Below are 20,416 nucleotides of genomic sequence, written 5' to 3'. Positions count from 1 at the left end.
GCCCCTTTCTTACTTAAGCCCGAGTTTCTTCTCGAGCTCCCTAACGACTTTAACGTCCGCTGGAAGCCAATCGACATCCCACAGGTTATTGGTATCGAGCCACTTCATGTCCTCGTGAGCGTGCTCTTTGAACTCCCCCGAAAGGATGTTAGCCAGGTAGCACTGCATCGACAGGTGGAACGTCTCGTAATCGTGCTCGACCGTGCAAAGATAGTCGAGGTTACCGATCGTGACCTCGAGCTCTTCTTGAATCTCGCGCACGATTGCCTGCTCGCCGGTCTCGCCCGGCTCGAGCTTGCCGCCCGGAAATTCCCAGCCGTCTTTAAACTCGCCATAGCCGCGCTGGCAGCTCAGGATTTTTCCGTCCCTCTGAATAATCGCTGCTGCAACATTGATTGATTTCATAACTATTTATCACCTCTCCAGTTGAGCTCAACCAGTATAGGTGATCAACAAAGATCCGCGTGACGGAACGCTGTTAGAGACTGCATGTTTATTCGCATTACCCGTTCAGTACCATCAGCAAAGGCCTCATTAGTTCGCGTCGTTTGGCGGTTTTAGAGTTCTCTTCTACAAGATCTTTCAGCCGCTGCATATCGAGCCCTCGCCCAAGCGCGTCGTTATAGGCATCGATAATTAATGAGGGGTCCTCGCAATCGAGGCAAAGATCGACAAGCGTGCGCTCGGGTTTAGTTACCGGCAGGCCGTCGAGCCAAACGATGTCCCGCTCAGCAATCTCGCGCTTTACAAAAGAAAGGGATTCGTTTCTTGTATTGATACGCATGGGCGCGGTCATCCTGTAGGGGGACAGATAGAAATCGCCCATTTGCTGTAGGTTCGCCGCTGTCGTACCGCTCACGGCGATGCCATCCCACTGACGTTTTCTCTCCCACGCGCAAAGGGAGGGATTGGTGAGCTTCCAAAAGGCGTTGAGTTCGTCGGTGTCTCGGCGCTGCGTTCCAGACATCCGGTAGGCGCCGTGGCATATCCGTTCAAGACGCCCTGCGCGGCATGAGTGCGCCAGCGCATCTCGAGAGATGTCCATGCGAGCCGCCTGGGCTGTGGTGAACACGCCCTCGCTCTCGGAAAGCTCGCTTATCGCCGCTATGTTGCTAAAGTACTTCATGCTGCAATTGTAGGATATTTTCATACTTTTGCAACGTAGTTTTGATCCATGCGATCCATACACCTTTCTTATCCCATTTCTGCCGCCGGCTTGATACCGGCTCACCATCCCCCGCTATCGAGGTCTAATACTTTTCCCACCGCCACCCAAAAACTCATCCAACATTAATCTTGGCTCAAGAATCGCTTAATCTATAACCTGCACTATAGAGTTCGACCAAGGGCGGGGCGGCACCGCGCAACGCAGACCGCCGAACGCAACGCTCGCGCCCGGGCAGATCGCCCGGCGTCGCGCCCATCGAACGAAAGGACAGGTCATGGACGACCTCGAAAAAGTTGAAACCATCCGCACCAAGTGCAACGTGAGCTACACCGACGCCAAGGCCGCGCTCGACGCCGCCGACGGCAACGTCCTGGACGCCATCATTTGGCTCGAGTCGCAGGGCAAGACGCAGACCACGTCGGCGCACGCCGCCACCGAGTCCGCACCAGCCGACGAGCCCTCGGCTGAGATGGTCGCCGCGCAGGTCGCCTACGAAAAGTCGAGCGAAAAGACCGACTTCTCCAAGAAGATGGACAGCGTGTGGGAGTACCTCAAAAAGCTCTTCCGTCTGAGCCTGGACACCAAGTTTATCGCCACGCGCCGCGACGCGATCATCCTCAACATTCCCATCCTGATTCCCATCGTCGCCCTGTTTGCCTGGGGCGCCACGATATGGCTGATGCTGCTTGGCTTGTTCTTTGGCATGCGCTACCGCATCGATAGCGACGGCGACGTGCCCGGCAGCATCAACAACCTGATGGACAGCGCTGCCAATGCCGCGGACGACATCAAGCAAAATCTGAACGACGACAAGTAATCGCAGACGGGGGCACGTATGGCACGGATCCTGATTGTAGAGGACGAGGAGAAAATCGCCCGCTTTGTGACGCTCGAGCTGGAGCACGAGGGCTACCAGGTGGAGCACGCCGCCGATGGCCGCACCGCCGTTGACCTAGCGCTGGAGCGCGACTACGATCTGATTCTGCTCGATGTACTGCTGCCGCAGCTCAACGGCATGGAGGTGCTGCGGCGTGTCCGCAAGCACAAGGATGTGCCGGTGATCATGGTCACCGCGCGCGATGCCGTGATGGACAAGGTGGCCGGGCTCGACGCCGGTGCTGACGATTACCTGACCAAGCCGTTTGCCATTGAGGAGCTGTTCGCACGGATCCGCGTGGCGCTAAAGCGCTCGGAGGCTGTGCGGACGGCTTCGGGCGTTGGCGGCGTTGGGGCGGGCGGTGCGGGCGGGTGCGCCGTTGCGATACCCCCAGCTGGCGACTCGGCCAAGACCTCTGCCTCGCCCTCCCCCACCGCGCTCACCGTGGGCTCGGTTGCGCTCGATCCCGACCGCCGCGAAGTCACGGTCGGCGGCTCGCCCATCGTGCTGACCGCCCGCGAGTTCGATGTCCTCGCCCTGCTTATGACGCATGCCGGCACCGTGCTCACGCGCGAGCGCATTGCGCACGAGGCGCTAGGCTACGACTATGTGGGCGACACCAACAACGTCGACGTGCACATCGCGCACCTGCGTGCCAAGATCGAAGACGCCGGCGGTGCCCGCATCATCCAGACCGTGCGCGGGGTGGGCTATGTCTGCCGCGCGTAACGACGAGGCTAAGCGCGTCACCTCCATCGCCCGCGCCATCAACTGGAGCTATATGTGGCGCCGCTTGGTGAGCTACGTCTGGCTGGATCTGTTACTGCTGCTTGTTGCGGCGGCGATCCTCGTCTATGGCTACAACCAGACGCTGCCCGATGGCGCGTTTACCGCGGGATGGATCCCCAGCGCCAGCGTTCACGGCATGTCACTGACGCCCGCGCGCGGCTGGGACCTGACAACGCTCACCTATACCGTCGAGTTTGCGCGCACCACCAAGACCTTCCCCCTCGCGCAGGACCTCGTCGCGCTATGGCCTCTCTACCTTGTCGTTGTGGGTTGGCAGGTCATCAGCGTGCTCAACATGCTCGGCGGCGCCCGCCGCGTGCGCCGCACTATGGCGCCGCTCAACGACCTGGCCTTGCGTGTGGACGAGCTCGGCCGCATGCAGCTCGCCGGCGGCAAGATGGAAACGCTGGAGCAGGCCATCGAGCGCGCAAGCGTCGACTCGCCGAGCGTCACCACCGGCGACGCCGACCTGGCGAGCATCGAGGTCGCACTCAACCGCCTGCTGCGCCAGATGCAAGAGGCAAAGCTGCAGCAGATGCGCTTTGTCAACGATGCGAGTCACGAGCTGCGCACGCCCATCGCGGTGATTCAGGGTTACGTGAACATGCTCGACCGCTGGGGCAAAGACGACCCGGACGTGCTGGCAGAATCCATCACCTCGCTCAAAGCCGAAAGCGAGCATATGCAGGAGCTCGTGGAGCAGTTGCTGTTTTTAGCGCGCGGCGATGCCGGTCGCACCGTGCTGCGGCGCGCGAATACCAACCTGGCTGCACTGGTCGGCGAGGTTTGCGAAGAATCACAGATGATCGATGCCGGGCACACATATCGGCTGGCGTATGATGCCGCACTTACCGGCGACCCGCGCTGCAACGCATCGGTTGACGTGGCACTCGTGAAGCAGGCGCTGCGCGTGATCGTGCAAAACGCCGCCAAGTATTCGGACGCAGGCACGACCGTCACGTTTGCCATAACACCCGATGCGGGCGCGGGCACGATCGACATAAGTGTTGAGGACGAGGGTATCGGCATGAACCAGGAATCCGCAGCTCACGCGTTTGAACGGTTCTATCGCGCCGACAACGCACGCGATGCCGGCGCGCAGGGCTCGGGTCTGGGGCTCGCCATTGCCAAGTGGATCGTCGACAGCCATGGCGGTGTCATCGGCGTGACCTCAGTCGAGGGCGTCGGCAGCCGCTTTACGATTCGCCTGCCGCGGTAGGGGCGTCTCTCACGAATCGAAGGTGAATGCTTTTCCGCGAAGTGAACGACCTATTTTGGACCCCCGAAGCATCCACACTTTTTGACGCCAAAACCGCAGGAAAAACCTTACGAAACCGCAGGAAACGGTGCCTCCAAAGTGTCGATGCTCCAGGGGTCCGATTTCACTCGTTCACTTCGCGGAAAAGCATTCACCTTCGTTTTACGGCAGCCCGTCAGTCACCCTCTCGGCATTAAAAATGGGGTAAGGCCACGTGGCCTTACCCCATTTTTCGTTAGCTATAGCAGCCTGTGCGCTACTCGCGGCACAGGTGCACGGCAAAGCCAGCGAACTCGCGCTTAAAGTACACGAGCTTGGTGCCGCCGTCGGGCAGCAGCACGCGCGACTCCTCGTTGACCTCGAGCCCGCGCTCGGCAAACCACTTCTCGGCCGCATCGATGTCGTTGACGGCAAAGCCAATGTGACCCTTGGCGCCACGACCGTTCTGCTTCATGACCTCGATCAGCGAATCGTTAAAGTACGAAACCGGGGTCTCGATAACGGGCAGGCCCATCATCGTCGAGAACAGCTCCGCGATCTCCAGGGCATCTGCCGGGTCGGTGGCGTTAATGCCCACATGGGCAACGCGCATGCCAAAGAGCTCGACCGGATTGGCGTTCTGCTCACTCATACAGTCAGCGCCTACTGAGCCATGACGTCGAGGACGGCCTTCTCGGCAGCGACGCGGTTCATGCCGGTCATGAAGGGCACGCCGCTCACGTACGGGCAGGTGAGGCCCTCGGGGGCAACGGTGGTGGCGATCAGCAGGTCGGCGCCCTCGTCGCAGTAATCCTTGGCCTCGGAGATGGCGCACTGCACGATCTCATACTTGCCGGCATAACCGTTGGCGTCGAGCATGGTAGCGACCTTCTGGGCAACGAGCGTGGAAGTAGCAGCGCCAGCACCGCAAGCCAAAACGATCTTCTTCATGGGTAATGTCTCCCTTCATGGTTTACTTTAGGTAAGTGTACCGCAGCGAGCGATGGCACTCAGCCTCGATGAGCTTTTATGCCAGTTTGCTTGTGCGCTGCGTATAATACATCTAGTACGTGTTGTCATACCGCTCGCTTTATGAGCGACTAAGGATCCTAACATGCCCGATTCCCGCACACTCTGGACCGCCGTCGTTATCATCTGTATCGCCGTGTCGGTGTTCTTTAGCGTCAAAAAACGCACTACGTTTAAACGCCTGCAACAGTTGATGGCCGCCAAACAGTGGGCCGAGTTCGATCGTTTGCTCGACGGCAAACTCACCAGCATGCTGTACCCGCGCTACAACCGCGACTACCTGCGTCTGAACTCCTATCTGCTGCGCGAGGACCACGAGCGCGCCGGCGAGATGTTCGACCTGCTGCTGGGACTCAACCTGCCCAAGATGCAGCGCGTCGACCTGGTGATCAAGGCCTTTAACTACTACGTTGGCCAGGAGGACCGCAAAAAGTCCAAGGAGCTGCTGCACGAAATCAAGGGCTTTGAGGGCGGTCAGGCCGAGGCGGTCGCGCACGAGTGCCAGCTGATGTACGACACGATGATCCTCAAGCGTCACAACGACATTCCCGAGCTGGAGCGCATGCTCGAGGATGTGGGCGACGACCCGGTCAAGCGCTGCCGCTTGGAGTACCTGCTGGCCCTGCAGTACCAGAACAAGGGCGACGAAGCCAAGTTTGCCGAGTACTTGGAAAAGTCAGGCCAGCACTCGATGGCCGTCAACGCGTAACGGACGGCTTGTGCTAGACTTCTAGTCTCACGGGGGCGTGGCGGAATTGGCATACGCAGGAGACTTAAAATCTCTCGCCGCAAGGATTGTGGGTTCGAGTCCCACCGCCCCTACCATATGGCTTTTACGGGCCCGTGTCCCTTTGAGATGCGGGCTCGTTTCTTTTGGATGCCGGTGGGACTCGAACCCGCGAGGGGGCGAGCGTTAAGCGGACGCGCAGCGTCCGTAGTGAGCCGGCGAGGGCGCCGACAGGCGGCCGAAGCCGGTGCGTATTTGCGCAGCAAATGCGCGGACGTCCCACCGCCCCTACCATGTATTGTTTACGAGCCCGTGTCCCCTGGGGATGCGGGCTCGTTTCTTTTGGATGCCGATACAGATGGTGAGTTGCGGTGGAATAGTTCTTGTTTATGCTGTTTACCAGCCTATTTAAGAACTATTTCACCGCAGCTTAGGTTGATACTCCCACATTTTTCGATGGAAGAACGTGGTTGTCTCGCACATTTTTCGATGGAAAAACGTGGTTGTCTCGCACATTTTCCAAGGGAAACGCGCATATGGCCTTATACTAGCCGAGAGGGTTGGGAGGCAATATGCAACGACAGCTTATGAGTGAACTTATCGCTTGGAAATCAAGGGCGAATCGCAAACCTCTCTTGCTTAAGGGAGCCCGCCAGACAGGAAAGACGTGGCTTCTTAACAAATTCGCAAGCCAGCAGTATCGAAACGTCATTCGTTTTGACTTTATGCTCGAGCCGAGCGCACGTTCGCTGTTCGATGGGGACCTCGACCCCAAGCGCATCATCTCCCAGATAGAGCTCCTACGTGGCCAAACCGTAACGCCGACAGACACGCTCATCATCTTCGACGAGATCCAAGAGGCGCCACGCGGGATCACCTCGCTCAAGTACTTCAACGAGCTTGCACCCGAATACCACATCGTAGCAGCCGGTTCCTATATGGGCCTCGCGCTCCGACGCGAAAACGAGTCATTTCCCGTCGGCAAAATCGACCAGCTCACCATGCGTCCCATGGGGTTTGCCGAGTTCGTTCGCGCCGTCGACGGCAACCCGCTCGCCGACGCCATCCTTGCCGCAGACATGAACCTTCTAGCAAACGTCACCGAAAAGCTCGTGCACTTGCTCAAGGAATACCTTGTTGTCGGTGGTATGCCCGAAGTTGTCTCCGCTTTCGCCGAGACACGCGACTTCATTGAAGCCCGAAGGCTTCAGCAGCAAATCATCGAGGCTTACGAATCCGATTTTGGCAAACATGCACCCGCCCGCATCGTCGAGCGCATGAGGTTGGTTTGGAAATCCCTTCCCGGCCAGCTTGCCAAGGAGAACAAGAAGTTTGTCTATGGCGCCCTTCGCCCTGGAGCGCGCGCACGCGATTTTGAGGAAAGCCTCCAGTGGCTCACGGACTACGGAATCGTTCATAAGGTGCCACGTGTTTCCGCTCTAAAGGCACCGCTCTCGAGCTACGAAGACCTCTCGGGCTTCAAACTGTTCTGCATCGACACCGGCATCCTCGGAGCGCTCTCCGGTCTCTCTCCGGCCATCGTTCTTAACGGATCCGCTGTTTTTACCGAGTTCAAAGGTTCGCTGACCGAACAATACGTCGCGCAGGAGCTTTTGCTCCAGGACAAAACTCCCGTGTATTGGTCCTCTACCTCTGGCAATGCCGAAACCGACTTTGCCATCGACCATGCGGGAACCGTGCTTCCGCTTGAGGTCAAGGCGGCAGAGAACCTTAAAGCGAAGAGTCTGAAAATAGCCTGCGAAAAATTCAAACTCGAGCGTTGCGCGAGGAGCTCTCTGGCGGCATATAGAGACGAGGACACGCTCGTCAATATTCCGCTTTGGGAGATTGGGCAAATCGACAGGCTGGCATAAGTAGCTAAAATAGCCCCGTCCCAAAAAGACTAGTTTTAGAGGGTGCTCAGGCTCGGAGTCCAGGCGATGGTGGGGGTCGCGCCGTCGAGAACCTCATTGATGGTAGCGGCCATGCCGGCGAGCAGGCTGTTCTCGCTTACGGTGAGCGTGTCGTAGTTGCCGGCGCGCATGAGCTCGCGCATTACCACGGCACCGGCCAAGATCACGCTCGCGCGCTTGGGCTGCACGCCCGGCAACGCAGCGATGCCCGCAACATCAAGCGTGGACATACGCTCAATGGCGGCCGAGACCTGCTCCAGCGAAAGCTCGCGCAGGTGCACAAAGCTCGAGTCGTACGGCTCCAGTTCGTGGACCAGCGCCACGAGCGTGGTGACGGTGCCGCCCACCGCAACGAGGCGTTCGGCGCGCTCAAAGTCGCTGGGCAGGCCTTCAAAATAGGCGGCAAACTGCTCGCCTGCCCACGCGGCAGCGGCAGCAAGCTCGCCATCCGCGGGCGGCAACGCGGAGAAAAAGCGCTCCGTCACGCGGCGACAACCGATGTCCAGCGAGCGCGTTCCCTCCAGCGCAAAGACGCCGCGCTCCGGCGCGTACACGCCAGTCGCGAGCTCCGTGGATCCGCCGCCCGAATCGGCAACAATGATGCGCTCGCCGGCAAAGTCGTGCGCCACGCCGAAAAACGTCAGGCGCGCCTCGACCTCGCCCGGAATCATCTGTGGCTCAAGCCCCAGATCGCGCAGGCCGTCCAACAGCAGCGCGGCATTGGACGCATCGCGTGCGGCACTCGTACACGTGGTGCAGACGCACACGGCCCCAAAGGCACGGGCCTCGTCCACAAACATGTGACACGCAGCGAGCACACGCTCGACAGCCGCCTTGCAAAAGCGCCCCGTCGTGTCCACGCCCTCGCCCAGGTCGGTAATCTCGGTATGCTTGGACGATTCCACAATCGCTCCGCCCTCGACCTGGGCCAACACCAGTCGCGACGACACCGTTCCCAGGTCGATCGCGGCTACCTTATAGCGTTTGCAATTTGTCATTGCGGGCTCCCCTCCGGGCGCTATTTGCCGTTGGACACGACCGTCTGACCCTCGACGCCGTTAAACCCAAACAGCATGTCGAGCGCCTGGATGTACCACGGCGCGTCCTTGCCGACTTCTTCGATTTCCTTGGCCACTTCGCTGGCCTTCTTGGCGTTTGAGGACTTTTTGCTCGACGACGAGTCCGAATCGTCGTCCAAACCTAGCACGTCAATCTTCTTCTCGCCGGGCATCACCAGGCCCAGGTCCTCGGACGCCGCGTCCTTGATACCCTCCTCCGAGAGCAGCTTGTCGACGCTTTTTTGCAGCTCATCATTGTATTGCTGGCGAATCTCGACCTGCTTGGCCAAGATATCGCTCGAACGCTTTGCCACGTACAGATCGCGCACGGGGAAATACAGGCTCACGAGCACCAGCGCCACCACGATACCGATAAACAGCGGACGCAGAGGGCCATGCGTAAAGTCATAGATCGCCTTGACAACCGCGTTGTCGTTGGCGTAATGCATAAAGTCCGAGCCCGAAAGACGGCTCGAGGGCCTACTCGATTTGTCGTGTGCTTGAGTCGAGGGACGCGACGCATGCGACGAACGTGCCGGGCGCACCGGTCCATCTGCCAAGGTATTTGATTGAGCATTGGGGCGCGAGGTACTTGCCGGGCGCTGCGTGGAGCGGTCGGCGCCGGCATAAGCGGACCCACCGAGCTGCACCGTGCGCGCACGGCGAGGCGACGGCTCGCGCGAACCGGCGGAATAGTACCTGTTGTCGTAAATCTGATCCATGTGCGCCTTGTGCGGTTGAGGTTTGTTTGCGCTAAGTCCTTTAGTTATAGCACGAGCGCCCGCACCGCCTTCGCCAGCCTTTGCTCGACATAAAAAAGGCGCTGAGCCATATGGCCCAGCGCCCACAGCGCTTTGCGGCGTCCAGCCAAGGCGGGGCGGAACCGAGTCAGCCTCCTCCTCGCCAAATTCGCCCGTTTAGCGAATGTTGTAGAACGCGGCCTTGCCGGCGTAGCGCGCGCTGCCCTCGAGCTCGTCCTCGATGCGAATGAGCTGGTTGTACTTGGCGATACGGTCGCTGCGGCACGGGGCGCCCGACTTGATCTGGCCGGCATTGACGCCCACGACCAGGTCGGCGATCGTGGAATCCTCGGTCTCGCCGGAGCGGTGACTCACGATGCAGGCGTAACCGGCCTCCTTGGCGGTCTCGATGGCCTCGAGCGACTCGGTGAGCGTGCCGATCTGATTGACCTTGACCAGGATCGCGTTGGCGGCACCCAGCTCGATGCCCTTCTTGAGGCGCTCGGTGTTGGTGACGAACAGGTCGTCGCCCACCAGCTGCACCTTGTTGCCAATGCGACGGGTGAGCTCAACCCAGCCGTCCCAGTCTTCCTCGGCCATGCCGTCCTCGATGGAGATGATGGGATAGGTGTCGACAAGCTTCTCCCAGTAATCAACCATCTGGGCACTCGTGTACTCCACGCCCTCGCCCTTGAGCTCATACATACCGGTCTCAGCGTTGTAGAACTCGGTGGACGCCGGATCCATGGCGTACATGAAGTCGACGCCGGGCTTAAAGCCGGCCTTCTCCACGGCCTTGGTGATGTACTCGAACGGCTCGGCATTGGTCTTGAGGTTGGGCGCAAAGCCACCCTCGTCGCCCACGCCGCCGCCCAGGCCGGCCTCGTGCAGCACACCCTTGAGGGTGTGGTAGACCTCGGCGCACCAACGCAGGCCCTCGGCAAAGCTCGGGGCGCCCACCGGCATGATCATGAACTCCTGGAAGTCGACGTTATTGTCGGCATGCACGCCGCCGTTGAGGATGTTCATCATGGGCGTGGGCAGCAGGTGGGCGTTGACGCCGCCCAGGTACTGATACAGCGACAGGCCCGCCGACTCGGCAGCGGCGCGGGCAACTGCCAGCGACACACCCAGAATGGCGTTGGCACCGAGATTGGTCTTGTTGGGGGTATCGTCCGCGGCAATCAGCGCGGCATCGACGGCGCGCTGGTCGAAGGCGTCGAGGCCCACGACGGCGTTAGCGCACTCGTTATTGACGTGCTCGACGGCCTGCGAAACGCCCTTGCCCAGATAGCGACCCTTGTCGCCATCGCGCAGCTCGCAGGCCTCAAAGGCACCGGTCGAAGCGCCCGAAGGCACCATTGCGCGGCCAAAGCTACCGTCCTCGAGCACGACCTCGACCTCGACAGTGGGATTGCCGCGGCTGTCGAGCACCTCGCGACCGTAGACGTCCAAAATATCGCTCATGTTGTCTCCCTCTCACTTGGAAACATAGTGGATGCAAGCGACCGGCTGACCGTGCACCATTGGTGCGCCTCCGTAAGTTAGCCACGTCGCACTTTTTGCATTATGCCCTAAGTTAGCCGAGGGATACAATTGTTTTTCGAAAAATTCGGCGGGAACGATAAGGCATGTCAGCCCGTCGTTCCCGCAGTCTTACTCCTCTGCCTTTGCGGCATCCCAGAGGTCATTGAGGCCGTGGGTCGAAAGCTCGGCAAGATCCACGTGGGCGTCGGCCGCCATCTCCTCCATCGCGGCCCAACGGTGGCGGAACTTTGCCGTGCTCGCGCGCAGAGCACTCTCGGCGTCTATGCCCTCCTTGCGCGCAACGTTGACCAGGGCAAAGAGCAGGTCGCCAAACTCCATCTCGCGCTCGGGCGAGCCGGGAGTCTCGGCCTCAAACTCGACGCGCTCCTCGGCGACCTCGTCCCACACGTCCTGGACTGTCTCCCACTCAAAGCCCACGGCAGCCGCCTTGCGCGACACCTTCTGAGCCTGCATCAGCGCCGGCAGATGCGTGGGCACGCCGTCGAGCAGGCCCTCGGGCGCAGCCTCGCCCGCTGCCACGGCCTTGTCCCTTGCAGCCTTCTCGGCAAGCTTAACCTCGTCCCAGATCTTGAGCACCTCATCGGAGCTCTCGGCGTCCGCATCGCCAAACACGTGCGGATGACGACGGATGAGCTTGGCGTCGATATCGCGTGCCACATCGGCAAGTGTAAACTCGCCGGCGTCCGCCGCAATCTGCGCATGCAGTACCACCTGCATGAGCACGTCGCCCAGCTCCTCGCGCAGATGCGCCACGTCGTCCGCCTCGATGCAATCGAGCGCCTCGTAGGCCTCCTCGATCATGTTCTTGCCAATGCTGCGGTGCGTCTGCTCGCGGTCCCACGGGCAGCCGTCGGGCTGACGCAGGCGCCAGATGGTCTGCACCAGATGCTGCAGCTCGGCCGACACATCTACCAGCGTCGACAGGTCGCGCGAACCCTCGGCATTTTGCTGAGCCATATGCTCGGACATGGTTACTCCTCCTCCAGGATCACGTGGCGGAACGCGCCGCCCTCGTAGATACCGTAGCTGTGCGTGCCGTCTTTGGGAATGCTCACGCTACCGGGATTGAAGAGCCACAGGCCCGGGTGCGTCGCGCTCGCTTCGTTGACCTTAATGTGCGTATGGCCGTAGACGAGCGCGGAGCCCTCGGGCAGCGCGGGCGCGTGGTCGACGCTGTTGTGCATGCCGGCGCCAAAGACGTGGCCGTGCGTCAGGAACAGCTCGCGGCCGGTCTCGTCGAACAGCGTGGCGTAGTCGGCCATGACGGGAAAGTCGAGGACCATCTGGTCGACCTCGGCGTCACAGTTACCGCGCACCGCGATGATGCGGTCGGCCAGAGCGTTGAGCAGCGGAATCACACGCTTGGGGGCATAGTCGCGCGGCAGGTCGTTGCGCGGGCCGTGGTAGAGCAGGTCGCCCAGCAGAACGATGCGGCCGGGCTGCTCGGATTCGATGGCGGCGCACAGGCGCTCTGTCCAGTATGCCGAGCCGTGAATGTCGGAGGCGATGAGGTATTTCATGGTGGTCCTTTCGGGTGGGGTTGATGGGGCTGGACGTGGCGTGCCACCGGCCGCGTTACTCAAATCGCAGTGCCGAGGCTTGTGCCGCCTGCATCACGCGCTGGAGCGGCACGTCGCACTCACGGGCAAGGCGGGCGCAGTCCTCGTACTCGGGCGCCGCGCGCTCGCTGCCGTCGGGCAGGGTGGCCACTTTAACGGACACCTCGCCCCATGGCGTCGCTACGCGCTCAAAGCGGCGTGGCAGGCAAACACGCTCCATAACCTGGCGGCGGATGCCATTGGTCGTGGTTTCCAAAAAGATAATCGTCTGTAGACGTTCGATATCCTCATGCGAGCAGATCACCTGCAGCTGCCAGCCGGGACGGCCTTTCTTGCAATAAACGGGCAGCCAGTGCACCTCGCGGGCGCCCGCCTCGCGCAGGCGGTCGGCGGCATAGGCGAGTACCTCGGGCGACGCATCGTCGATGTCGCACTCCAGCTTGACGATAGTTTCGGGTGCATCGGTCTCGCGAGACAGCGGGGATGTACTATCGCATTGCATACGGTCCGGATCCTTTCCGCGCGGGCTCGTTTTATTCACCCAAACGCTAGCACATCGGACGTGGCACAGGCGTGACTTTCGTCCGTCGCCGCCCTCGCCCCTATCCAAACGTGTACGTCAGCCTCCAAACATGTCATTTTTTGCAGCTTTTGGAGGCTGACGTACACGTTTTGGAGCGGGGCCGCACACGATCAGAATTGCGCCCGCACTCCGTCCACCACAAAGTTCGCCGCACTCAACTATTTTGAACTTTCTACGCAGTTCATCGGCCAAAAAATAGCCCTCGGCATACTTACCCGCTGCACGATGTTACTCTAGTTGCATTTGGCTAACTAAGCGGCTGCCGAGAACCCCGCCCGGCACCGTTACGGTATAGGAGGTTTCATGTTCGAGAAGCGGCTCTTCTCCCTGGTTCCGCAGGCAACGCCCCACATTATGGCAAGCGTCCTGTTTAAGTGGATCGCGCTCATGGCAAACATCACGGTGATGTGGGTGCTTGCGCGCATCTTGGGCGGCATCGTCACGGACGGTCTTTCCGCCGCGCTCGCCGTCGACGCCCTCGCACAGGCGGCCTTGCCGCTCGCCGCCGCCACCATCGTGCGCGCCGTCTCCATCTACCTGGCCCAACGCGCCGGCGACAAGGCCGCGTTCGAGGCCGTCCGCCGCGTGCGCTCGCTCGTCTACGACAAGCTCACCGCACTCGGCCCCTCCTACACCGAGACCGTCCCCACCGCCGAGGCCGTCCAGACCAGCGTCGAGGGCGCCACGCAACTCCAGGTGTACTTTGGCGGCTACCTGCCGCAGCTCTTCTTTGCGGGCTTGGCACCCATCACGCTGTTTGCACTGCTCGTGGGCCAGGCGGGTCTTCCCGCCGCGCTGCTGCTCGCCTGCGTTCCGGTCATCCCCGTCTCCATTATGATGGTCATGCGCAACGCCAAAAAGATCGGTGCCGAGTACTGGGGCAGCTATGTCGATCTTGGCGGCATGTTCCTGGAGGCCGTGCAGGGTCTCACCACCCTTAAGGTCTACCAGGCCGATCGCAGCTGGCACGAGCGTATCAACACCGAGTCCGAGCGTTTCCGCACGGCGACCATGCGCCTGCTGGTGATGCAGCTGCGCTCCATTTGCGTTATGGACCTGGTCGTCTATATGGGCGCCGCGCTCGGCATTATCGTAGCCACGCTGCAGCTCGCCACGGGCAAGATTGGCTTTGAGGCTGCCTTCCTCATCGTCTTTCTGTCACAGGAGTTCTTTTTGCCCATGCGCCGCCTGGGATCGCTGTTCCACACGGCCATGAACGGCATGGCCGCCTCGCGCCGCATGTTTGGCATTTTGGATACGCCCGAGCCCGAGCGCGGCGATGTTGAGCTTGACGGTCGCGGCGATATCGAGCTCGCGGGCGTGAGCTATGCATACGGCGACCGCACGGTGCTGGACAGCGCCAGCGCGACCATTGCGCACGGCTCGCTCGTGGCACTCGTGGGCGAAAGCGGCGGCGGCAAGTCCACGATCGCGGGGATTATCGCGGGCCGCAAGGGTGCCTACCGTGGCAGCGTTCGCATCGGCGGCGTCGAGCTGCGCGACGCCACGGCCGCCTCACTCATGCGCGCCGTCACCCTGGTGCCCACCAACGGTCACCTGTTTGCCGGCACCCTGCGCGACAACCTGCTGCTCGCCCAGCCCAGCGCCACCGATACCGAGCTTTTGCGCGCACTCGACCGCACGCGCGTGGCGGCCTTTGTGCAGGCCAACGGCGGGCTCGACATGGTGATTAACGAGGGCGGCACCAACCTTTCGGGCGGTCAGCGCCAGCGCGTGTGCATGGCCCGCGCCCTGCTGCACGACTCGCCGATCTATGTGTTTGACGAGGCGACGAGCAATGTGGACGCCGCAAGCGAAGCCGCAATCGGCGAGGTCATTGCATCGCTCGCCGGCGGGCACACCGCAATCGTGGTGGCACACCGCCTGTCGACGATCGTAGGCGCCGATCAGATCCTGGTGCTGGAGCGTGGCCGTATTGCCGAGCACGGGACTCACGGCGAGCTCTTGGCCACCGCGGGCGCCTATGCGCGCATGTGGAACAGCCAGGAGCAGCTCTCGGCATATGCGTATGCGGAGGATGATGCCGAGGACGTCGAAGATGCCGGCGCGGTTGAGGCTGTTGACGGCAGCGCTGCCTGTACCGATGGCCTCAACGGTGCTAGCTCGTCTTCCGCTGCCGCGGCGCTTGACTCCGGCCGCGTCCGTCGCTCGGCGCCGTCCATCATGTGGCGCATGATGGGGCTCGTCCGACCGCTTGCCGGCTGGCTTGTGCTAGCCGTCGCGCTAGGCAGCATTGGTATGCTCACCGCCGCGTTCGTGCCGGCCTTTGGCGCCCTTGGCCTTATGGCCGCGCTGGGCCGCAACGCCTTGGGGCTTGGTCTTATCGCAGCATGCGCGGCCTGTGCCGCCTGCGGCATCGCACGCGGGCCGCTCCACTACGGCGAGCAGCTCTGCAACCATTACATCGCATTCCGTCTGCTCGCACACATTCGCAACCTGGTGTTTGGTGCCCTGCGCCAGCTCGCCCCCGCCAAGCTCGAGGGCCGTGGCAAGGGCGAGCTCGTGAGCCTGGTCACCTCGGATATCGAGCTGCTCGAGGTCTTCTACGCGCACACCATCTCGCCCATTGCAATCGCTCTGGTCTGCACCGTTGTGTTTGAGGGCTTTTTGCTGGCTGTGAGCCCCGAGCTCGCGGGCATCGCGCTCGTGGCCTACGCGGTCCTGGGCGTGCTACTGCCCCTGACCTCGGCCAAGGCATGCGGCACCACCGGCCGCCAGAGCCGCGAGGGCGCCGGTAAGCTGGGCGCCTATGTGCTCGACAGTCTACGCGGCGCGTCCGAGACTATCCAGTTCGCCGGTGGCGCCGATCGCAGCCGTGCCCTGGCCAAGCTGACCGAGCAAGTCGGCGCCGTGGACGCGCGCCTCAAGCGCCGCCAGGCGGCCAGCGAGGCCGTAGCCGATGCGCTTATTCTTGCGGCCAATCTGGTGATGCTCGGGCATGCGCTGCAGCTGGTGGCTGCGGGAACGATTGATTTTGCCGCAGCGTTTGTCGCCGTCTTTACCTTTGTGTCGTCGTTTGGTTCGGTAATGGCCGTGAGCCGCCTGGGCGCCTCACTGCAGGAGACGCTCGCTTCGGGCGCACGCGTGCTCGATTTGCTCGACGAGCGGCCCCAGTGCGCCGAGGTCGCCGATGGACAGGACGTTGAGTTTGCCGGCGCCGCAGCCGAGCATGTGAGCTTTAGCTATGCGGGCGGCGTGGACGCGGGCGGTGCCGGCGCCACAGAGCAGGTCGCGAACGACGCCGCTGCGAATCTCATCCTCGACGACGTGACCTGCACCTTTGCGCCCGGTACCATGACCTGCATCATGGGGCGCTCGGGCTCGGGCAAGTCGACGCTGCTTAAGCTGCTCATGCGCTTTTGGGACCCCGCAGCCGGCACCATCACGGTGAGCGGTGTCGATGCCCGCCACATCAACACGGCGAGCCTGCGCAGCCACGAGGCCTATATGACCCAGGACACACATCTGTTCTGCGGCACCGTACGCGAGAATCTGCTGGTCGCGCACGCCAACGCCACCAATGCCGAGCTGCTCGACGCTTGCCGCTCCGCTTCGCTTACCGCCCTCATCGACCGCCTGCCGCAGGGTCTCGACACCCCGGTTGCCGAGCTGGGCGACTCGCTCTCGGGCGGCGAGCGCCAACGCATCGGCCTTGCGCGCATCTTCCTCAACGACGCGCCTTTCATCTTGCTCGACGAGCCCACCAGCGCACTCGACGCCCTCAACGAGGCGTCCGTAATGCAGGCCGTTGACGAGCTCAAGCGCCGCGGCAAGACCATCGTACTCGTAAGCCACCGTGCCAGCACCTGCGCCTTTGCCGATTGCTCGCTTTCGGTCGAGCACGGGAGGCTGAGCTAGATGGCGCGCACCGCCGACACACCGGAGCTGGCACGCAAACGTGAGCGCGAGGCCCAAATGGTGTCGCAGATGATTGCGCTGTGGTGTCGTGGGCATCATGGCGGCGGGCATGCGGTCGAACAGGCTGGCGACGATGAGCCCGTGCGCGTGAAGCTCGGCCTTCGGACCATTACGCTCTGCCCCGAATGCGCCGAGCTGCAGAAATACGCCATCGCGCGCATTGAGCACTGCCCGCACATGGGCACCAAGACATTTTGCTCGGCCTGTCCTTCGCATTGCTACCGGCCTGCCATGCGCGAGAAGATCCGCGAGATCATGCGCTGGTCGGGACCGCGTATGATCCGCTATCGCCCCATCACCGCCGTAAGACACGCGATGGTAACGGTGCAGGCCAAACGCGTGGCGGCACGAAGCAAGTAGTCGCCGGCGCCGGCACGCGCCGCCTGCCCTTTCCAGTCGGTTTCGACTTGCAGCGTTCCCGCCGCGCCGAGGCTGCGCCATTACAATGAAGCGGATTCGCTTGACGCAAAGGAGTCACCATGCCCGCCTGCCCGCTGGTCGATTGCCATACTCATACCTCGTTCTCGGACGGGCACGCCTCGTTCGAGGACAACGTCCGTGCCGCTGCTGCCGCCGGCTGCCGCGTCATGGTCTCGACCGACCACCTTACCCTGCCCGCCAGTATGGATGCTAACTGCGAGGTGCAGGTCGTCGAGGGCGACTTGCCGGCACATCGTTTGTCCTTTGAGGACGCCCGCAAACTCGCCGCGCAGATTGCGCCGGAGCTCACCTTTATCTACGGTTTTGAATGCGATTGGTACGAGGGCTGCGAGCCCTTGGTAGAGCACTGGTCCCAGGGCGCCGTCGTACGTCTGGGCAGCGTGCACTGGATTGGCAACCCGGGCGATATTGCGGCAGGCGCCGCGGGCACGGCAGGGACAGAGGACGTCGCGCGCCCCGATACACCCGATTCCCTTTGCGGCTGGATCGACGACGATACCAACTTGCATGTTTGGGAAAACTTAGGCGTGCGCGGCGTGTGGGAGTGCTACGTCGACGACTGGTGCCGTGCTTGCGAAAGCTCACTCAACTTTGACGCGATGGCCCATCCCGACCTGGTCATGCGCTTTTCGAAGGACGGCTTTGCACCCGACTTTGACCCCGCGCCGTTTTGGGAGCAGATGGCCGAATGCGCCCACGATACGGGTCGCCGCGTTGAGGTCTCGACCGCCGCACCGCGCAAGGGGCTCGACGATTACTACCCCGCGACCGGGCTGTTGCGCCGCTTCGCCCATGCCGAGGTGCCCATCACCTTTGGCTCGGACGCGCACCGCGCCTGCGACATCTGCTGGAACATCCGCGAGGCCCAGGCCCACGCCTACGACTGCGGCTACCGGGCCTTCGATATCCCCCACCCCACCGGCGAATGGGAATCCACGCCCCTCGCCTAACTAGTCGTTTAAGAACGTCCCCAATGACTAGTGGCGGCGGGCGTTGAGTTCGCCGGCCAGTTCGTCGAGGGTGATGCCGTAGCGCTCGAGCGTCACGAGCAGGTGGTAGATCAGGTCGCCGGCCTCGTAGCGGATGTGATCGTGGTCGTTATCCTTGCAGGCCATGATCACCTCGCTCGCCTCCTCGGCAAGCTTCTTGAGAAGCTCGTCCTCGACGTCGGTCAGCAGACGGGCGGTGTAGCTCTCCTGTGGCGACGCATCGCGACGACCGTGAATCACCTCGGCCAGACCCGTCAGCGTCTCGCCGATATTTCCCGGCTGCACGTTAGCTGTTCTGACTCCCATGGTTATTTCCTCTCGTTACTGCAGCGTAAAGTAGGTACCGGTCTCATCGAACCGAGGCTTTGCGCCCTTTTTCTCAAAGAACTCGACGATGACGGCATGGGCCTCATTGAGCCTTTCCTTCTCGGCCTCGAGCCAAAGCGACTGCGCCCCGCAGGCATCAGTCAGGTGCACGCGGCATGGCACGCCCGCGCGGAGGAGCTCGGTGTTGCAGTCGGCGACCTCGAACGGCGTCACGGCTTTCATCACACTCCCCCTTCCACGCGCTTAAAGAAGCAGGTACGGTTGCCGGTATGGCAGGCCGGGCCCGGTGAGTCCACCTTGACCAGCAGCGTATCGCTATCGCAGTCGGCCCAGAGCTCCTTGACCTCCTGCATGTTGTCACTCGTCGCGCCCTTGTTCCAGAGCTCCTGACGGCTGCGACTCCAAAACCACGTGGTCCCGGTCTTGAGCGTCAGCCCCACCGATTCCTCGTTCATCCAAGCAACCATAAGCACCTCACCGGTGTCATGCTGCTGAACCACGCAAGGAATCAGCCCGCGGGCGTCGTATTTAAGCTCGGTAGCATTTATTACCTCAGTCATCATTTCTCCCAAGTAACAAACGAAATCCCACAGGTCGGCGAGGGTTGTCCAGGTGCCGCAGGTTGCCGCGAAAGAGGAGCGACGCGTACTTTGGTACGCGAGCGACGGTTTGAGCGGCAAGATGCGGTGCCTGGGCAAGCCGCAGCACTAGAAGTCCAGCCTCACAGGGATGCCTTGGCTGGCCATATACTCCTTCACCTGGCGAATGCTGAAAGTTCCAAAGTGAAAGACGCTGGCCGCCAGCACGGCATCGGCCTCGCCCTCGATCACGCCCTCGGCAAAATGCTCGAGCGTGCCCACGCCACCGCTCGCGATGACGGGAATCGGCACCGCACGCGCCACGGCGCGGGTGAGTGCCAGGTCAAAGCCGGCCTTGGTGCCGTCGCGGTCCATGCTGGTCAGCAAGATCTCGCCGGCGCCGCGGCGAGCCGCCTCCTCGGCCCACGCCACCGCGTCGATACCCGTGGCATTGCGGCCTCCCGCGGTAAAGACCTCCCACTTGTCGGCATCCGGCTGCCCAGGCAGGCCGACGCGCTTGGCATCGATCGCCACGACCACGGCCTGGCTGCCAAACGCCGCGGCAGCTTGGCTGATCAGCGACGGGTCGCGCACGGCGGCAGAGTTGAGCGATACCTTGTCGGCACCGGCCGCCACCATCGTTCGCATGCCCGCAAGGTCGCGAAAGCCACCGCCCACGGTGTAGGGAATGGCGAGCTCCTCGGCCGCATGCGCCGCCATCTCGATGGTCGTCGCACGGTTGTCGCTCGTGGCAGTGATGTCCAGGAACACGACCTCGTCCGCACCCTCGCGATCGTAGGCACGGGCAAGCTCCACCGGATCGCCCGCATCGCGCAGGCTCACAAAGTTGACGCCCTTGACCACGCGGCCGTCCTTAACGTCCAGGCAGGGAATGACGCGTTTGGTAAGCATGG

General features: G+C 62.0%; 22 protein-coding genes and 1 tRNA gene. 9 read left to right on the top strand and 14 right to left on the bottom strand.

The genetic code is table 11. The annotated features are described in order from the left end of the window. Window positions 1-9 precede the first annotated feature (9 nt). A complete protein-coding gene (locus DW754_RS08935) occupies window positions 10-405 on the bottom strand; it encodes a (deoxy)nucleoside triphosphate pyrophosphohydrolase (protein WP_117759447.1) in 396 nt (131 codons plus the stop codon). Between the two features lie 97 nt (window positions 406-502). Next, window positions 503-1,126, bottom strand: a complete 624-nt coding sequence (locus DW754_RS08930; RefSeq protein ID WP_117759460.1) for a type IV toxin-antitoxin system AbiEi family antitoxin domain-containing protein — start codon at window positions 1,124-1,126, stop codon at window positions 503-505. Between the two features lie 316 nt (window positions 1,127-1,442). On the opposite strand from DW754_RS08930, the gene DW754_RS08925 reads away from it, so the two are divergent. From DW754_RS08925 to DW754_RS08915, 3 genes are read left to right on the top strand one after another with little or no spacing between them, the layout of a single operon-like run. Next, complete coding sequence (locus DW754_RS08925) at window positions 1,443-1,985, top strand: DUF4342 domain-containing protein (RefSeq protein ID WP_117759445.1); 543 nt, start codon at window positions 1,443-1,445, stop codon at window positions 1,983-1,985. Between the two features lie 18 nt (window positions 1,986-2,003). Continuing rightward, window positions 2,004-2,774, top strand: a complete 771-nt coding sequence (locus tag DW754_RS08920) for a response regulator transcription factor (protein WP_117767008.1) — start codon at window positions 2,004-2,006, stop codon at window positions 2,772-2,774. Then, entirely contained in the window at window positions 2,758-4,053 is a 1,296-nt protein-coding gene (locus tag DW754_RS08915; protein WP_117759442.1) for a cell wall metabolism sensor histidine kinase WalK, read from the top strand. Before DW754_RS08920 ends, DW754_RS08915 begins: the two co-directional genes overlap by 17 nt. 295 nt (window positions 4,054-4,348) lie before the next feature. On the opposite strand, the gene DW754_RS08910 is transcribed toward DW754_RS08915, so the two are convergent. Together DW754_RS08910 and DW754_RS08905 are read right to left on the bottom strand one after the other, a co-directional pair. After that, on the bottom strand, window positions 4,349-4,723 hold the full coding sequence (locus DW754_RS08910) for a VOC family protein (RefSeq protein ID WP_117759440.1): 375 nt from the start codon (window positions 4,721-4,723) through the stop codon (window positions 4,349-4,351). 11 nt (window positions 4,724-4,734) lie between these two features. Continuing rightward, entirely contained in the window at window positions 4,735-5,022 is a 288-nt protein-coding gene (locus DW754_RS08905) for a PTS sugar transporter subunit IIB (RefSeq protein WP_117654890.1), read from the bottom strand. A 163-nt stretch (window positions 5,023-5,185) separates the two neighbouring features. Between DW754_RS08905 and DW754_RS08900 the strand changes: the two genes are divergently transcribed. The 3 genes from DW754_RS08900 to DW754_RS08890 all read left to right on the top strand — a co-directional run bounded on the left by DW754_RS08900 (window position 5,186) and on the right by DW754_RS08890 (window position 7,701). Continuing rightward, window positions 5,186-5,809, top strand: a complete 624-nt coding sequence (locus DW754_RS08900) for a hypothetical protein (RefSeq protein ID WP_089573579.1) — start codon at window positions 5,186-5,188, stop codon at window positions 5,807-5,809. 31 nt (window positions 5,810-5,840) lie between these two features. Then, window positions 5,841-5,925 (top strand) — tRNA-Leu (locus DW754_RS08895). 489 nt (window positions 5,926-6,414) lie between these two features. Further along, the gene (locus DW754_RS08890; RefSeq protein ID WP_233508915.1) at window positions 6,415-7,701 is read left to right on the top strand and encodes an ATP-binding protein; all 1,287 of its coding nucleotides are present in this window, start codon (window positions 6,415-6,417) and stop codon (window positions 7,699-7,701) included. A gap of 35 nt (window positions 7,702-7,736) precedes the next feature. Here DW754_RS08890 and DW754_RS08885 read toward each other — a convergent pair whose 3' ends face one another. The 6 genes from DW754_RS08885 to larC all read right to left on the bottom strand — a co-directional run bounded on the left by DW754_RS08885 (window position 7,737) and on the right by larC (window position 13,147). After that, entirely contained in the window at window positions 7,737-8,738 is a 1,002-nt protein-coding gene (locus DW754_RS08885; RefSeq protein WP_117759436.1) for a hypothetical protein, read from the bottom strand. A 20-nt stretch (window positions 8,739-8,758) separates the two neighbouring features. After that, on the bottom strand, window positions 8,759-9,520 hold the full coding sequence (locus tag DW754_RS11190; RefSeq protein WP_233508914.1) for a septum formation initiator family protein: 762 nt from the start codon (window positions 9,518-9,520) through the stop codon (window positions 8,759-8,761). A 195-nt stretch (window positions 9,521-9,715) separates the two neighbouring features. Further along, entirely contained in the window at window positions 9,716-11,005 is a 1,290-nt protein-coding gene (gene eno / locus DW754_RS08875) for a phosphopyruvate hydratase (RefSeq protein WP_117759434.1), read from the bottom strand. Window positions 11,006-11,194: 189 nt separating this feature from the next. Then, on the bottom strand, window positions 11,195-12,055 hold the full coding sequence (gene mazG / locus DW754_RS08870; RefSeq protein ID WP_117759432.1) for a nucleoside triphosphate pyrophosphohydrolase: 861 nt from the start codon (window positions 12,053-12,055) through the stop codon (window positions 11,195-11,197). A 2-nt stretch (window positions 12,056-12,057) separates the two neighbouring features. Next, window positions 12,058-12,606: a phosphodiesterase gene (gene yfcE, locus DW754_RS08865; protein WP_117759430.1), complete on the bottom strand. Its 549-nt coding sequence runs from the start codon at window positions 12,604-12,606 to the stop codon at window positions 12,058-12,060. Window positions 12,607-12,661: 55 nt separating this feature from the next. Further along, window positions 12,662-13,147, bottom strand: coding sequence for a nickel insertion protein (larC, locus tag DW754_RS08860; RefSeq protein ID WP_117759428.1), 486 nt, complete (start codon window positions 13,145-13,147; stop codon window positions 12,662-12,664). Between the two features lie 384 nt (window positions 13,148-13,531). On the opposite strand from larC, the gene DW754_RS08855 reads away from it, so the two are divergent. The 3 genes from DW754_RS08855 (at window position 13,532) to DW754_RS08845 (ending at window position 18,558) form a co-directional block, all read left to right on the top strand. After that, entirely contained in the window at window positions 13,532-17,107 is a 3,576-nt protein-coding gene (locus DW754_RS08855; RefSeq protein ID WP_117759426.1) for an ATP-binding cassette domain-containing protein, read from the top strand. Continuing rightward, window positions 17,108-17,527 carry a nitrous oxide-stimulated promoter family protein gene (locus DW754_RS08850; RefSeq protein ID WP_117654881.1) on the top strand — a complete coding sequence of 140 codons (420 nt, stop codon included), beginning with the start codon at window positions 17,108-17,110 and terminating at the stop codon, window positions 17,525-17,527. 119 nt (window positions 17,528-17,646) lie between these two features. Beyond that, complete coding sequence (locus DW754_RS08845) at window positions 17,647-18,558, top strand: PHP domain-containing protein (RefSeq protein ID WP_117759424.1); 912 nt, start codon at window positions 17,647-17,649, stop codon at window positions 18,556-18,558. A 27-nt stretch (window positions 18,559-18,585) separates the two neighbouring features. Here DW754_RS08845 and hisE read toward each other — a convergent pair whose 3' ends face one another. The 4 genes from hisE to hisF form a co-directional block, all read right to left on the bottom strand. Continuing rightward, window positions 18,586-18,903: a phosphoribosyl-ATP diphosphatase gene (gene hisE, locus DW754_RS08840; protein ID WP_117583614.1), complete on the bottom strand. Its 318-nt coding sequence runs from the start codon at window positions 18,901-18,903 to the stop codon at window positions 18,586-18,588. 15 nt (window positions 18,904-18,918) lie between these two features. Beyond that, entirely contained in the window at window positions 18,919-19,146 is a 228-nt protein-coding gene (locus DW754_RS08835) for a hypothetical protein (protein ID WP_117759422.1), read from the bottom strand. After that, window positions 19,146-19,484 carry a phosphoribosyl-AMP cyclohydrolase gene (gene hisI / locus DW754_RS08830; RefSeq protein WP_117759420.1) on the bottom strand — a complete coding sequence of 113 codons (339 nt, stop codon included), beginning with the start codon at window positions 19,482-19,484 and terminating at the stop codon, window positions 19,146-19,148. Before hisI ends, DW754_RS08835 begins: the two co-directional genes overlap by 1 nt. 147 nt (window positions 19,485-19,631) lie before the next feature. Next, window positions 19,632-20,414, bottom strand: a complete 783-nt coding sequence (gene hisF, locus DW754_RS08825) for an imidazole glycerol phosphate synthase subunit HisF (protein ID WP_117759418.1) — start codon at window positions 20,412-20,414, stop codon at window positions 19,632-19,634. Window positions 20,415-20,416 lie beyond the last annotated feature (2 nt).

The organism is Collinsella sp. AM29-10AC (assembly GCF_003469085.1).
In the GTDB taxonomy this organism is placed as follows: Bacteria; Actinomycetota; Coriobacteriia; order Coriobacteriales; family Coriobacteriaceae; genus Collinsella.
The sequence above is the reverse complement of the archived record's forward strand: the minus strand, read 5'-3'. Positions and strand labels throughout refer to the sequence as shown.